Raw genomic sequence first — 13416 nt, 5'->3', positions numbered from 1 at the left:
AATTCGCGTACCTCAGGTTCCGGCACCATAGCGATGCAGGGCCGGTCCGTGTTTCTTCAGCCAGTGTTGCTGCTTTTTCGAGGGGCCATAAAGATCGTCGACCACGGCCCAGAAGCGGGCAGAGTGATTAAGTTCCTGCAAATGCGCCACTTCATGCGCCACGACATAATCCAGCACATCTTCCGGGGCCAGCACTAGCCGCCAGCTAAAGGACAGATTGCCAGATGACGAGCAGCTTCCCCAGCGCGTACGGGTGTCTTTGAGCGAGATGCGATTGACCTTTTTATTGATCTGCTCGGCATAGGCATGCGCACGTGGCGCGATTTCAAGCTTGGCCTGCTTTTTGAGGAAATCCGTCACCCGGCGGTTGGTATGTTCGGGCTGGCCTGATACCCAGATGACTCCGGCTTCGACCCAGACTCCGCGCTTGGCATCGGGCACGGCGCGAATGGCGTGATCGTGGCCCAGAAACGGAATCCACGCACCCGGGGCAAATTGCACCCGTTCGGGCAGGCGTTGCATATGGGCGGTGACCCAGTCGCCATGCTGATGGAGCATCGAAATCGCCATCTTGCGCGACACCCCGCTGGGCACGACGATTTCAACGCCATCAAACGTCGGATCGATGCGCAGTTTGAGTCGCGTCGCGCGCGCACTGGGCCTCAAACGGACCGGCAACGGGCCGATTTTGGGCAGATCGATCTCGGTTTCTTCGGTATTCTTGAGCATTCGGTGCGGATTTTTCCAAAAGCTTGGCAAAAAGTGCGATCTTTTTGTGCCTTTTTGGAGCCAAGCCCATCTTGGGTCTTGCCCCTTAGTAGTGTTTTCCTATACTCCGCGCTCAAGGTCTAGGGCTCTTTATATAAAATCTGCGGGCTTTATATAAAGAGCCGACGGAGCCCTCTTCAGGGCGATCCGGGGCCTGACGCAATCAATGGATTGCGTCTGTGGCAGGGGCAGGAACCAACCATGTTTGGCTGCCCCTGAAGTGTAGTGAAAAAGAAAGGCGTCACTCCAATGAGCGATCAGGTCAAAAAGGTCGTCCTTGCCTATTCAGGCGGTCTGGATACCTCCATCATCCTGAAATGGCTTCGTGAACAGTATAACTGCGAAGTCGTGACCTTCACCGCCGATCTCGGCCAGGGCGAAGAGCTTGAGCCGGCCCGTAAAAAGGCAGAGATGTTCGGCGTCAAACAGATCTTTATCGAAGATCTGCGTGAAGAATTTGTCCGTGACTATGTCTTCCCGATGTTCCGCGCCAATGCGCTGTATGAGGGTGTTTACCTGCTCGGCACCTCGATCGCGCGGCCATTGATCGCCAAGCGTCAGATCGAGATTGCCAAGGAAGTCGGCGCCGACGCGGTATCGCACGGTGCGACCGGCAAGGGCAACGACCAGGTCCGTTTCGAGCTTGGCTATTATGGCCTGAAGCCGGACGTCAAGGTGATTGCGCCGTGGCGTGAATGGGATCTGAATTCGCGTACAGCACTTCTGGACTTTGCCCAGAAACACCAGATTCCGATTTCGGCCGACAAGGCCGGTGGCGATGAGCCGCCCTATTCGACCGATGCCAACCTTCTGCACATTTCCTATGAAGGCAAGGCGCTGGAAGATCCGTGGCTCAAGCCGGACGAAAACATGTTTGTCCGTACCGTTTCGCCGCAGAACGCACCGGATGCGATCACCACGATTGAAATCGAGTTCGAAAAAGGTGACCCGGTTGCCATCAATGGCGAACGCATGAGCCCGGCGACCTTGCTGACCAAGCTGAATGAGCTGGCCGGTAAAAACGGTATTGGTCGTCTTGATCTGGTTGAAAACCGCTATGTCGGCATGAAGTCGCGCGGCGTATACGAAACCCCGGGCGGCACGATCCTTTTGACCGCGCACCGTGCGATGGAAAGCATCACGCTTGATCGTAACGCCGGTCACCTGAAAGACGAGCTGATGCCGCGTTATGCCGAGATGATCTATAACGGTTACTGGTGGTCGCCGGAACGTCAGGCCCTGCAGCGCCTGATCGACGACACCCAGCGTTCTGTTAACGGCACCGTGCGCCTTGACCTTTATAAAGGCAATGTCACGGTGACCGGCCGTAAATCGCCGAACTCGATCTATTCGGAAGAACACGTCACGTTCGAAGCAGACACGGTTTATGACCAGCATGACGCCGAAGGCTTTATCAAGCTGAATGCCCTGCGCCTGCGTCTTGGCTATGGCAATGACGATCTGAAATAATCACGCATCTGCTGTGATGGATCGCGAACGAGGGGCATGATTGCCCCTCGTTTTCTTTTTGATCAGGCGATATAAGACCCCGCATGCAACGCTATAAATGCACCGTCGAATATGATGGCCGGCCTTATCATGGCTGGCAGTACCAGGACGAAGTGATTTCGGTTCAGAAGGTCTTTGAGACCGCGATCGAAAAGTTCGTCGGGACATTTGTGCGCGTCTATGTTTCGGGCCGAACTGATGCCGGGGTGCATGCGCTAGGCCAAGTGGTGCATTTCGATCTGCCGAAATATTACCCGCGCGATGCGGTGATGAACGCGATCAATCATCATCTCAAACCCGATCCGGTGGCGATCAAGGTGTGCGAGGAAGTGTCTGAGGACTTCCACGCACGGTTTTCGTCAAAGAAACGCTACTACATGTATCGCATCATCAATCGCCGCGCACCGCTGACCTTTGAGGCTGGCCTGGCGTGGGGTATTTACAAACCCCTTGATGTCGATGCGATGAATGAAGCGGCCCAACACCTGATCGGCACGTTTGATTTTACCACCTTCCGGGCAACCGAATGTCAGGCGAAGAGCCCGATCAAGACGCTTGAAAAGCTTGAAGTCACGCGCAGTATTGAAAACCCGCTGGAAATTCGGGTCCATACCGAAAGCCGGTCTTTCCTGCATCATCAGGTGCGCAATATGGTTGGCACCCTTGTTCTGGTCGGAAAGGGCAATTGGAAGCCGATTGACGTCAAGCATGCGCTTGAGGCTTGCGACCGTGCCGCGGGCGGCCCAACCGCCCCGGCCGATGGGCTTTATTTCGTCAAGGTCGATTACTGATCATCAGGCTTGGGCGTATCCTCGGCCGTGGCAAGAGATGCCGTGACCTTGCCCAGCGCATCAAGAAACACCCGTTGTTCCAGACTGTTTAATCCCGAAAGGGCGGTTTCGTTGACCTGATCGACGATGGCCTGAATATCCTTGGCATTTTCGCGCGCCTCATCGCTAAGCCGGATATGGGTGATGCGGCGGTCTTCTGCGTCCTTTTCGCGGCAGATCAGTCCGTCGCGGTCCATGCGGTTTAGTGTTGCCGCCATGGTGGGCTGTTCGATCCCGGCATCGCGGGCCAGCTGTTTTTGCGTGCGGGTACTGCCATCGGCCAGAGCAAAGAACACCGGCAGATAGCCGCTGCTAATCCCCAGCGGTTTGAGTTTCTGGTCAATGGCGCGGGCAAACAGGCGTGCGGCCCAGTTGGTCATGTATCCGGCAGATTGGTGGCGGTTTAGCGGCATAACAGCTTCTCGCATTCAACAATACATAGCTTGCTATATAATACATAGTATGCTATTTAATATCCTACCTTACGCAATGACCCGACCGGTCGCGAGTGTTTTATTTGGTCGGTTCATGGCAGGAAACGAGTGTGGCGCCACATCGTGATCTTCCCCCTTACATGAGAGATTTCGATGTCCACATCCTATCGTTCCGTGCTGCCCTACCTGCATCGTGTTGCCGGGTTGGCGGCCCTTGGTTTTATCGCCACTTTCTGGCTGGCGACGGTTATTGTCGAACTGCGCGGAGACACCAGCGAGATCACGTTGGTGAAGGCCGCGATTGCCTGGGGTTTGATCGGGTTGATCCCGGTATTGATCACCACAGGCGGGTCGGGCTTTGCCCTGTCAGGGGGAAACCCCAAAGGGATTTTAAAAACCAAATTGCGTCGCATGCAGATGATTGCGGCCAATGGTGTCCTGATTCTGGCGCCATCGGCGATTACGCTGGCACTTTTGGCCCAACAGGGCCGCTTTGACAGTATCTTTGTCGCGGTACAGGGGATCGAGCTTCTGGCCGGGGCCATCAATATCTATCTGATTGGTCTGAATATCCATGACGGGATGCGTTTGCGCGGTGAACGTCCCAAAACACTGCGGGTCTAAGCCCCATTTTCCATGACACCCTTGTCCCAATCCGCCGCGAAGGCAATTCCGCCTGGCGGGTTTGGTTTTACCGGGTCCGGTTTATGGATAGGGAAAATGGCGTCTTCGATGAAGAAGATCGAATTCAACATTCAACGCAAAATTTTTCGCGTTTTTTCAAAACCAATCCCCATATCTGACTCGAGCTCAAAGAGAACTATACGTGTCAGACGATATGTATAGTCCCTAAAAGCATGAAATATAGGGGCTATCTCCTCTGCGAGGACTAACTTCTAGATATAAGTCGCGGCGTATATGATCAAAAGTTTAGTTGTATACGAAAGTTTAATTTATGATATTTAATACAATATAAAACAGATTCATCCGGACACTTAAGATCCGGTTTTAATGCACAAATTCCATGACGCGCGCCGACCACCTTTCGGGTCGTCAAACTGAAGTGAGAGTGAGTATGTCGAAAAGTCTGATTTTGAAGGTGGCTTTGGCTGCCGTTGCCATTCTGATTGGCGGCATTGTGTTGCTGGGCTTGCTGATCATGATGCGCATTGATGAGAAGGTTGCAAGCGACAGTCTGGAATCCCAGAAGCTTAACATGCGTGTGGCTTCCACGATTTTGCGCGACCATTACCCTGATTTCTCGATGCAGATCAGTAAAGACGGTGAGACCACCAATCTGGTGATCCCGGAAATTCCGGATTTGTCATCGCACGAATTGATTGACCAGATCGGGACCACCACCGGCCAGACGGCAACCGTGTTTGCCTTTGTTCCGGCCGAGCAGGATTTCGTACGTGTCTCGACCAACATCATCAAGCCGGATGGCAAACGTGCGGTTGGTACGATGTTGGGCAAGGGCAGTGCGGCCTATGAGCCGATCATGTCGGGCAACACATTCCGGGGCGAAGCACTTATTCTGGGCACGGAATATGTGACGCAATACTCGCCGATCACATCACCGTCGGGCGATACGTTGGGTATCCTGTATGTCGGCATCGAAAAGGCCCAAGTTGCCGCGGTCGCCAGCGAGATTCAAGCCCGTATTGCGATTGTCGGTGTGATCGTTGCTGTCGCTTCTGCCGTATTCCTGTTCTTGTTGCTGCGCTGGCAGTTGGGGCCGCTTCGAGATCTGGGGCAGACCATTTCGCGCTTTGTCGAACGCGATTTCTCGGAGGAAGTTTCCTATACCGAGCGCAAGGATGAAATTGGCTTGATTGCCCATGGTCTTTTGCGCTGGCGTGAGACGGCGGAGAAAATCGAGGAAGCGGAGACTGCCCGCCTTGCGGCTGAAAAGCGTGTACAAAAGGAACAGATTGATCAGCGCAACCGATTGGCCCAGGAACTTGAACAGTCTATCGGCCAGATCGTGGCTTCTGTGCGCCAGGCTTCAAGTGGCATGCAGCAGTCAACCGAACTGATGCGTGAATCCGCTGATCATACTGTTCGCCAAAGCCACAAAGTGTCGGAAGCGGCCAACGATTCGGCACGCAACGTCCAGACCGTGGCTTCGGCAACCGAAGAACTTTCGGCATCGATCAGCGAGATTGGTGGTCAGGTTCAGGAATCGACAAGTATTGCCGAAACAGCTGTGGGTGAAGCATCGCGGGCCAACGAAATGGTCGGCGGTCTGGCCGAAGCCGCCGAACGCATTGGTGAGGTTGTCAGCCTGATTAATGACATTGCTGCCCAGACTAACCTGCTGGCGCTGAATGCGACGATTGAGGCGGCCCGTGCCGGTGAAGCCGGCAAGGGCTTTGCGGTTGTTGCGCAAGAGGTGAAAAACCTTGCCAACCAGACGGCCAAGGCGACTGACGAGATTGCCCAGCAGATCGGGGCGATCCAGGATGAAACCAAGTTGACGGTTGAAGCGATCGAAAAGGTTACCCAGACCATTTCATCGATCAACGAGATTGCAACCAGCATTTCATCCGCTGTCAGCCAGCAGAACGCGGCTGTTAACGAGATTGCCAACAGTGCGACGAGTGCTTCGCAAGGCTCGATCGACGTGGTTTCAAACATCAATGAGATCAACGAAGCGGCAAACAGCAGCGGCGAAGCCGCAGGCGAACTTGATGAAACGGTCGGGGCGTTGGTCAACCAGGTCGACAGCCTGCAAAAAACCGTCTCGGACTTCCTGTCGCAATTGCGCGCCGGCTGATCACAAAAAAATCCGTTTAAGCGGGATACGAGCAGAAAGGGTGGGGCCGGTTCGTCAGGGCCCACCCTTTTTTGTAACTACCCGAATATCCAGTGCCACAGGAACGGGATGGTCAGTGCCGTGGCCAGTGTGTTGAGGCCCATGGCGAGGCCGGAAAAGGCACCGGCGGTTTCATTGACCTGGAATGCCCGCGCGGTTCCAATGCCGTGCGATGCAACGCCCATGGCAAAGCCGCGTGCGCGCCAATCCTTGAGACGGGCCATATTCATCACCATCGGGCCAAGGGTGGCGCCAACAATGCCCGTCGCAATCACACAGACCGCGGTGAGGGCCGGCACCCCCCCGATATTTTCGGCAATGCCCATAGCGACCGGTGTTGTGACCGATTTGGGTGCCAATGAGGCCAGCGTTTCGGGGCTTGCGCCCAGTGCCCAGGCCAGAATGACCGTGCTGGCACTGGCGACCAGGGACCCGAACAGAACACCAAAGGCAATCACCGGCAAAGCACGTTTAAGCGTTTCGGTCTGCCGGAATAGTGGCACGGCGAGTGCGACCGTGGCCGGCCCGAGCAGGAAGTGCACGAACTGCGCGCCTTCGAAATAGGTCGCATAGGGCGTGCCGGTGACTTTGAGCAACAGGGCAATCAGGGCAATGGCGATGACCACCGGGTTGCAGATCGGGTTGCGATCACTTTTCTGATAAAGCCAGAAACCAATGGCATAAGCGACAAGGGTGATGGTGAGACCCGTGAGCGGCTTGGCCGACAGGTAAACCCAAAGCTGGGTGATATCGGTCTCGTTCATTGCCCGTCCTCCAGCGTCTCACCCGGTTTGGCTTTGGGCAGCAATTTCGACATCAAAAGCGCGGTCAGCACCATGGCAAGCAGGGTGGAGATGATCAGGGCCGCAGAAATCGGCAGCCAGTCCCCCTTGAGGCGATCAATCTGGGTCACAACGCCCACACCGGCCGGCACAAACAGCAAGGAAAAATGGATCAGCAGATTGTCGGCCGCATCGGTCAGCACCTTGGGCGGGTTGCGTTTGATCAGAAGTCCGACAAACAGCAACACCAGACCAATTACTGGCCCGGGTACGGGTAAATCAAACAGTTCCGAGACCACTTCGCCAAATAGCTGGCAGACAAGGATCAGGGCAAAAGCAGCAATCATCGACGACCTCCCCACAGGTACATGCATGTTTTTCTGCGCAAGACATAATAGCTGTGAGGATGTTCGACTTTTATTAATTACGAAAAACGCCCGTGCCGATGTGGCACAGGCGTTTGAGATCGTTTGTTTTCAGCGCTGTTTGGGTGCCTGCCTGCGCGGGCATGACACCAACTGTTCTGTCGTTCCCGCGAAGGCAGGAACCTGTTGATGGCGGCGTTACAGAATTTCCAGCGCGTTTTCGGGCGGGCGGCCGAGAACGGCTTTGTTGCCATTGACCACAATCGGGCGTTCAAGGGCGCGCGGATGGGCGCAGAGGGCTTCGATCAGTTCATCGCCGCGCAGATCGGCAATGCCTTCTTCGCGCGCTTCTTTTTTGCGCAGGATGTCTTCGGGTTTCATGCCGAGCATATCAAGGATGCCCGACAGCTCCTGCGGGGTCGGCGGGGTGTCGAGATAGGCAATCACATCGGGCGTGATGCCCTGTTCTTCGATCAGCGCCAGGGTCTGGCGCGATTTCGAGCAGCGGGGATTGTGGTAGATGCGGACCATCATGTTTGGGTCTCCGTATCAGAATGGGTTCGGTGCTGGATAACGGTCTTTGCAGACGCAATCAAATCTGCGCTGGGTAAGGGCCGCAATAAACTTATCGCTGTTTTTTTATTTGAGCATAGCGACACGCGCCATAAACAAATTCAGAGGAACCACTTTCTTGGCCTATTTCAGAATAGGAAGAACAAACGTAGTCATCGAAGAACGCATATTTTAAGCATTTTTCGGATTCTCTTAAATTTTCTGATATGTTTTCAAGGCACCAGTGTAGAGGTGAGTTGCTGTATAAAGACAAATTATTCTCTATCCATTTTAATGTATTGGCGTAACTGTAATTTTTCTCTTCATAGTCAACTGTGTTCAAATATGCAGACAATTCTGTGAAGAAAAACCCATCCGTTGATCCCAAGTTTTCGATAAAATCGATAGATCTTTCGCTATTTTTGTAGCAATCAACGTTCTTCAGGAATGTGTATGATTGCGATATGTAAGGGGATTCGTAAAATATTTTTTCGATACGTTTCTTGTATTGATAAGGTATTACAATGTAATTATGTGCACATTCTTGTGATATAGAGTAGTCTAATATGCTTAGCGCTAGGTAGTAATTTACCCCATACAATCCTGCAAAACTGGATGACTTTTCTATTTTATCATAATTTCTTTTCACAATAGATATTGCGAGATCTTTATGTGCAAACTTAGATTTTTTTGAGATCGAAGATAAAAAATAATGTTCTGCCAGATCTATGTCTTTAGTAATATAATTGCTAATTAAATATGACTTATAAGATGATGAGGAATTCTCATCAGATAATACATCATTAATATTTATATCGTAATTATTGAAGTCTAATAGTCCAATCAAGAATAATGATTGGAGATAAGATTTGTCTTCAACTGATCCATCTTCAACACATGAGCGCATCTGATCAGGTTGAGGTACATTGCCACCAGAAAAAATTTCTTCAATATTTTTCCCGCAGTCTGCAGGCGCCGAAATCGCAAAGAAAGGAACCACTAGAAATATAAGGGATGCGACAACCGCTTTCATACTACTCTCCTTGAAAACCCAGTTTCTTGTTAGAAGATTCTGGAGGATTTCTAGAATATTTTCTGGCGGGTGGCCGAGTGCCAGCTTGTCCCTACCGACGATATTTGGGCGTTCCATTGTTCGTGAATGGGTGGAATGTGCTTCTATCAAATCACCGTCACGCACACTATCAATGTCAGGGTCTGGCGCGATTTCGAGCAGCGCGGATTGTGGTAGATGCGGACCATCATGTTTGGGTCTCCGTATCAAAATGGATTTGTTCATTGATACCCGGCTTTGGGGATGCAATCAAATTCCGTCAATCATCGACAGCAGGTCTTCGAGTTCTTCGATCTCGCTATTGATGATGCGGGTGGCGGTGTCATAGCCAAAGCCCTGACGGGCGAGAGCGGCCATATCTTTGTCGCGTTTTTCTTCGCGGATGTCCGGGCGGCGCCACGGGCCAAGGCGACGGCGACGGGCATAGGCCGCAGCGGCGGCGATGTTGGGATCGGTGCCGCGCACTTCTTCATAGGCGGCGTCTTCGGCTTCGGCTTTAAGCTCGGTCAAGGCGGCATCGATCTGATCGCTGGCGATGCCCCGCGATGACAGGTCAGCAGCAATGACGCGGAGTGCCTTGCCGCGCCTAAGCAGGGAGCGCGCGCGGCCCTTGGCGTAGGCATCGTCATTGATGAAGCCAGCCTTCTCGCAGGCCGATAAAACCGAATTCATCCATTCGACGGCTTCATCGGGGTCGGTGCCGTATTCGGCGATGGAAAGGCGGATTTTAGAGCGCATGAGCTTTTCAAGCCGGGCGCGTGAGGCAGCAAAGCGTTCGAGATACCAGGTGGCGTAATTCATCAGATAGTCACGGGTGACCTTGCGCGGGCGTTTGGGTTCGCGCTTCTGATCTTTGGACTTTTTGTCGCGCGGAGCGGAAAAACGCGCATTGCCGCCGGGCTTTTTTTCCGGCTCAGAGTCGCTGGTTTCCGGGCTTTGGCGATGATTGTTACGCATGGCTGCCATTATGAATGAATTCACACCCTTGCAAGTGTGCCCCCACTCTCCCTATTTTACGCGCAATTGTCTGCATTTTTCCGAAGGAAATTCCATGAACAAGTCAGAGCAAGCTGCTCTTGCCCCGCGTCATATGGGGGCTGTGAACTGGCTTGGGCTTTGGACACTTTATGCCAAAGAAGTCCGCCGGTTTTTAAATGTATATTTGCAAACCGTTGCAGCGCCGGTCGTGACCAGCCTGCTGTTTCTTGCTGTTTTCCTGTTGGCCCTTGGCCGTGCTGTTGAAACGGTGAACGGTATTGCGTTTGCCACCTTCCTGGCACCTGGTCTGATCATGATGACCATGGTGCAAAACGCGTTTGCCAATACATCGAGTTCGATCACGATTGCAAAGGTTCAGGGCAACATCGTTGATATCCTGATGCCGCCGTTATCTGCCGGTGAAATGGTTGCCGGCTTTGCCTTTGGCGCGGTGACGCGCGGGGTGGTTGTCGGTCTGGTGACCGCGATCTTCATGTCATTCTTTGTGGATGTCGCGATCCATAACATCTGGGCGATCCTGTATTTCGGTGTTTCGGCTTCCCTGATGCTGGCGCTTTTGGGAATTGCCGGCGGCGTCTGGGCGGAGAAATTTGACCATATCGCGGTTGTGACCAACTTTGTTGTCACCCCGCTGTCGTTCCTGTCGGGTACGTTTTACAGTGCCGAAAGCCTGCCGGAAGCCGGTCAGGTCCTGGTGCATTTCAACCCGTTCTTCTACATGATTGACGGGTTCCGCTATGGCTTTACCGGGATTTCGGACGGCACGATCATGACTGGTGTTGTCGTTCTGGCGCTGGTTAATGCCGCACTTTGGATGCTGTGCTATCGCATGATCAAGAGCGGCTACAAGCTCAAGGCCTAGGGCGACTTCTGATCGCTCGGAAAACAAGGACGGTGCTTCAGAATGAAGACCGTCCTTTTTTCATTTTGATGACCTTTTCCTAATCCGCGTTCTAAGTGCTTTTTGCGACGTTGACAGGGGGTATGAATCTCTTGATACTCCTCGGCTTCCCAGCAGTCTGCTGGAACCTGACCAGATAGTCAGGAATGTGATTTTACCCGAATTGAGGAATAAGAAAGTGATTACTCCCGTCATGCCGACTTACGCGCGGGCCGATCTGGCCTTTGAGAAAGGTGAAGGACCTTATCTCTATGCGCAGGACGGCCGACGATTCCTTGATTTCGGGTCGGGTATTGCCGTGAATACGCTGGGTCATTCGCACCCGCATCTGGTGGAAAAACTGTCTGAGCAGGTTGGCAAGCTTTGGCATACCTCGAACCTCTATCAGATGCCCGGTCAGGTAAAACTGGCCGAACGGCTGGTTGCCAACAGCTTTGCCGATACGGTGTTTTTCTGTAATTCCGGGGCCGAGGCAAATGAGGCGGGCATCAAGATGCTGCGTCGCTATCAGCATGTGGCGGGCAATCCGGAAAAGAACCGCATTCTGGTTGCGACCAATGCGTTTCATGGCAGAACGCTTGGCACCCTGACTGCCGGTTATAGCGAGAAATACCGCGAAGGTTTCGGTCCGATGCCGGACGGGTTTGACCGTGTGGCGTTTGGCAACCTTAATGAATTGCGCAATGCGATCACGCCCAATACCGGCGGGATCATCCTTGAGCCGATCCAGGGTGAAGGCGGCATTTGCCGTCCGCCGGAAGGATACCTTGAAGGTGTGCGCAAGGCGGCCGATGAGTTCGGCATGCTGGTCATGTTTGACGAAGTTCAGACCGGTATCGGCCGGACGGGCAAGCTGTTTGCCTATGAATGGTCGGACATGGAGCCCGATATCGTATCCTCGGCCAAGGGGCTTGGCGGTGGCTTCCCGATTGGCGCACTGCTTGCCAATGAAAAGGCAGCAGCGGCGTTTTCACCGGGCATGCATGGCACGACCTTTGGCGGGAACCAGCTTGCGACGGCGGCTGCCAATGCGGTGCTTGATGAGGTTCTGCGTCCCGGTTTCATGGACCATGTTCTGGAAATGAGCCGCCTGATCCATGACGGGCTTGATGTGATTGAACGCAAGCATCCGGGCTTTATTGAAGAAGTGCGTGGCATGGGCCTGCTTTTGGGGATGAAAACCAAGCCGGCCAATGTTGATGTTGTCGCCAAACTGCGTGAGCTGAACCTTTTGACGGTGCCCGCAGGTGACAATGTGGTGCGTCTGTTGCCGCCACTCAACATCACCAAAACCCATGTTGACGAAGCGCTGGTTGCCATTGATGCAGCCGCAGCCGCCCTTGGTAAATAAGGGCGCGTAAGGAAGACTGATGATGACTGATATTCGCCATTTCCTCGATCTCGACAAAATGTCGGCAAGCGAGCTTATGAACATTCTTGCACTCGGCGACTCTGAGAAGGCCGGCAACGCCCCGTTTGGGGACAAGCCGCTGGCGGGCAAGACGCTGGCGTTGATTTTTGAAAAACCTTCGACCCGCACACGCGTGTCGTTCGAAGTCGGCATGCGCCAGCTTGGCGGTGATGTTGTTGTGCTTGATGCCGACAGCAGCCAGCTTGGCCGCGGGGAAACTATTGCCGATACGGCGCGCGTTCTGTCGCGCTTTGTCGATGCGATCATGATCCGGACCACAGATGAATCCAAACTGCACGAAATGGCGAAATACGCCACCGTGCCGGTGATCAATGGCCTGACCGATCAGAGTCACCCGTGTCAGATCATGGCCGACCTGATGACCATCAAGGAACATAAAGGCACGCTTGAGGGCCTTAAATTCGCATGGCTTGGCGATGGCAATAACGTGTCGGCATCGTTCATTCATGCCGCGCCGAAATTCGGCTTTGCACTCGATATGGCCTGCCCGGCGGGCTATCGCCCCAATCAGGGCCTGATTGAAAGTGCGAATGCCGAGGGGGGCCAAGTGCGTTTGACCGATATGGACAGCGCCTTGGCCGATGCCGATGTGGTGGTGACCGATTGCTGGGTTTCGATGGGTGATGAAGATTACGATGCCCGCATGGCGGCCCTTTCGCCCTATCAGGTCAACGAGACAACCATGGCACAGGCCAAGGATGATGCGATCTTCATGCATTGCCTGCCAGCCCACCGGAACGAGGAAGTCACCGATGCGGTGATTGACGGGCCGCAGTCGGTGGTGTTTGACGAAGCCGAAAACCGTCTGCATGCGCAGAAAGGGGTTCTGCTATACTGCTTTAACGGCTTGCCATCCTGAGGATGCAGATTAAATAAGCATCATGATTTTCGGGGCGGACAGCGATGTTCGCCCCTTTGCTTTGGCGAGACGCGGCTGGACAATGGGGTTCGGCC

At 53.7% G+C, this 13416-nt stretch carries 14 protein-coding genes; 7 read left to right on the top strand and 7 right to left on the bottom strand.

The genetic code is table 11. The annotated features are described in order from the left end of the window. Positions 1 to 12 precede the first annotated feature (12 nt). Positions 13 to 729 (bottom strand): M48 family metallopeptidase, encoded by a 717-nt coding sequence (locus ACXAIA_RS00180; RefSeq protein ID WP_475347558.1) that lies wholly within the window; start codon positions 727 to 729, stop codon positions 13 to 15. A gap of 288 nt (positions 730 to 1017) precedes the next feature. On the opposite strand from ACXAIA_RS00180, the gene ACXAIA_RS00175 reads away from it, so the two are divergent. After that, a complete protein-coding gene (locus ACXAIA_RS00175; RefSeq protein WP_475347557.1) occupies positions 1018 to 2238 on the top strand; it encodes an argininosuccinate synthase in 1221 nt (406 codons plus the stop codon). A gap of 83 nt (positions 2239 to 2321) precedes the next feature. Further along, positions 2322 to 3068: a tRNA pseudouridine(38-40) synthase TruA gene (gene truA, locus ACXAIA_RS00170; RefSeq protein WP_475347556.1), complete on the top strand. Its 747-nt coding sequence runs from the start codon at positions 2322 to 2324 to the stop codon at positions 3066 to 3068. Here the strand turns inward: truA and ACXAIA_RS00165 are convergent. Then, the gene (locus ACXAIA_RS00165) at positions 3062 to 3535 is read right to left on the bottom strand and encodes a MarR family winged helix-turn-helix transcriptional regulator (protein WP_475347555.1); all 474 of its coding nucleotides are present in this window, start codon (positions 3533 to 3535) and stop codon (positions 3062 to 3064) included. The two genes, truA and ACXAIA_RS00165, sit on opposite strands and share 7 nt — an antisense overlap. 159 nt (positions 3536 to 3694) lie before the next feature. Here ACXAIA_RS00165 and ACXAIA_RS00160 point away from each other — a divergent pair, with 159 nt between their 5' ends. Beyond that, positions 3695 to 4165 carry a hypothetical protein gene (locus ACXAIA_RS00160; protein ID WP_475347554.1) on the top strand — a complete coding sequence of 157 codons (471 nt, stop codon included), beginning with the start codon at positions 3695 to 3697 and terminating at the stop codon, positions 4163 to 4165. A gap of 451 nt (positions 4166 to 4616) precedes the next feature. Further along, the gene (locus ACXAIA_RS00155; protein WP_475347553.1) at positions 4617 to 6320 is read left to right on the top strand and encodes a methyl-accepting chemotaxis protein; all 1704 of its coding nucleotides are present in this window, start codon (positions 4617 to 4619) and stop codon (positions 6318 to 6320) included. A 77-nt stretch (positions 6321 to 6397) separates the two neighbouring features. Here ACXAIA_RS00155 and ACXAIA_RS00150 read toward each other — a convergent pair whose 3' ends face one another. The 5 genes from ACXAIA_RS00150 to ACXAIA_RS00130 form a co-directional block, all read right to left on the bottom strand. Continuing rightward, positions 6398 to 7123: an LrgB family protein gene (locus tag ACXAIA_RS00150; RefSeq protein WP_063085879.1), complete on the bottom strand. Its 726-nt coding sequence runs from the start codon at positions 7121 to 7123 to the stop codon at positions 6398 to 6400. Further along, entirely contained in the window at positions 7120 to 7488 is a 369-nt protein-coding gene (locus ACXAIA_RS00145) for a CidA/LrgA family protein (RefSeq protein ID WP_475347552.1), read from the bottom strand. The genes ACXAIA_RS00150 and ACXAIA_RS00145 overlap by 4 nt, the downstream gene beginning before the upstream one ends. Positions 7489 to 7704: 216 nt before the next feature. Then, entirely contained in the window at positions 7705 to 8040 is a 336-nt protein-coding gene (arsC, locus tag ACXAIA_RS00140; RefSeq protein ID WP_475347551.1) for an arsenate reductase (glutaredoxin), read from the bottom strand. A gap of 91 nt (positions 8041 to 8131) precedes the next feature. Next, on the bottom strand, positions 8132 to 9091 hold the full coding sequence (locus ACXAIA_RS00135; protein WP_475347550.1) for a hypothetical protein: 960 nt from the start codon (positions 9089 to 9091) through the stop codon (positions 8132 to 8134). A 288-nt stretch (positions 9092 to 9379) separates the two neighbouring features. Then, entirely contained in the window at positions 9380 to 10096 is a 717-nt protein-coding gene (locus ACXAIA_RS00130; protein ID WP_475347549.1) for a regulatory protein RecX, read from the bottom strand. A gap of 85 nt (positions 10097 to 10181) precedes the next feature. Between ACXAIA_RS00130 and ACXAIA_RS00125 the strand changes: the two genes are divergently transcribed. The 3 genes from ACXAIA_RS00125 to argF all read left to right on the top strand — a co-directional run bounded on the left by ACXAIA_RS00125 (position 10182) and on the right by argF (position 13321). Further along, the gene (locus ACXAIA_RS00125; RefSeq protein WP_475347548.1) at positions 10182 to 10991 is read left to right on the top strand and encodes an ABC transporter permease; all 810 of its coding nucleotides are present in this window, start codon (positions 10182 to 10184) and stop codon (positions 10989 to 10991) included. A gap of 232 nt (positions 10992 to 11223) precedes the next feature. Further along, a complete protein-coding gene (locus tag ACXAIA_RS00120; RefSeq protein ID WP_475348226.1) occupies positions 11224 to 12381 on the top strand; it encodes an acetylornithine transaminase in 1158 nt (385 codons plus the stop codon). 22 nt (positions 12382 to 12403) lie between these two features. After that, positions 12404 to 13321 carry an ornithine carbamoyltransferase gene (gene argF / locus ACXAIA_RS00115; RefSeq protein ID WP_475348225.1) on the top strand — a complete coding sequence of 306 codons (918 nt, stop codon included), beginning with the start codon at positions 12404 to 12406 and terminating at the stop codon, positions 13319 to 13321. The last annotated feature ends 95 nt before the right edge of the window (positions 13322 to 13416 follow it).

This window comes from Thalassospira sp. ABL2_045 (genome assembly GCF_056161285.1).
Note: the sequence above shows the minus strand (reverse complement) of the source record. Positions and strands in the feature narration are given on the sequence as shown.

What these genes read in the sequence shown, in the direction of transcription:
- ACXAIA_RS00180 (WP_475347558.1), bottom strand. Translation starts at nt 729, where the DNA reads ATGCTCAAGAATACCGAAGAAACCGAGATCGATCTGCCCAAAATCGGC.
- ACXAIA_RS00175 (WP_475347557.1), top strand. Translation starts at nt 1,018, where the DNA reads ATGAGCGATCAGGTCAAAAAGGTCGTCCTTGCCTATTCAGGCGGTCTG.
- truA (WP_475347556.1), top strand. Translation starts at nt 2,322, where the DNA reads ATGCAACGCTATAAATGCACCGTCGAATATGATGGCCGGCCTTATCAT.
- ACXAIA_RS00165 (WP_475347555.1), bottom strand. Translation starts at nt 3,535, where the DNA reads ATGCGAGAAGCTGTTATGCCGCTAAACCGCCACCAATCTGCCGGATAC.
- ACXAIA_RS00160 (WP_475347554.1), top strand. Translation starts at nt 3,695, where the DNA reads ATGTCCACATCCTATCGTTCCGTGCTGCCCTACCTGCATCGTGTTGCC.
- ACXAIA_RS00155 (WP_475347553.1), top strand. Translation starts at nt 4,617, where the DNA reads ATGTCGAAAAGTCTGATTTTGAAGGTGGCTTTGGCTGCCGTTGCCATT.
- ACXAIA_RS00150 (WP_063085879.1), bottom strand. Translation starts at nt 7,123, where the DNA reads ATGAACGAGACCGATATCACCCAGCTTTGGGTTTACCTGTCGGCCAAG.
- ACXAIA_RS00145 (WP_475347552.1), bottom strand. Translation starts at nt 7,488, where the DNA reads ATGATTGCTGCTTTTGCCCTGATCCTTGTCTGCCAGCTATTTGGCGAA.
- arsC (WP_475347551.1), bottom strand. Translation starts at nt 8,040, where the DNA reads ATGATGGTCCGCATCTACCACAATCCCCGCTGCTCGAAATCGCGCCAG.
- ACXAIA_RS00135 (WP_475347550.1), bottom strand. Translation starts at nt 9,091, where the DNA reads ATGAAAGCGGTTGTCGCATCCCTTATATTTCTAGTGGTTCCTTTCTTT.
- ACXAIA_RS00130 (WP_475347549.1), bottom strand. Translation starts at nt 10,096, where the DNA reads ATGGCAGCCATGCGTAACAATCATCGCCAAAGCCCGGAAACCAGCGAC.
- ACXAIA_RS00125 (WP_475347548.1), top strand. Translation starts at nt 10,182, where the DNA reads ATGAACAAGTCAGAGCAAGCTGCTCTTGCCCCGCGTCATATGGGGGCT.
- ACXAIA_RS00120 (WP_475348226.1), top strand. Translation starts at nt 11,224, where the DNA reads ATGCCGACTTACGCGCGGGCCGATCTGGCCTTTGAGAAAGGTGAAGGA.
- argF (WP_475348225.1), top strand. Translation starts at nt 12,404, where the DNA reads ATGACTGATATTCGCCATTTCCTCGATCTCGACAAAATGTCGGCAAGC.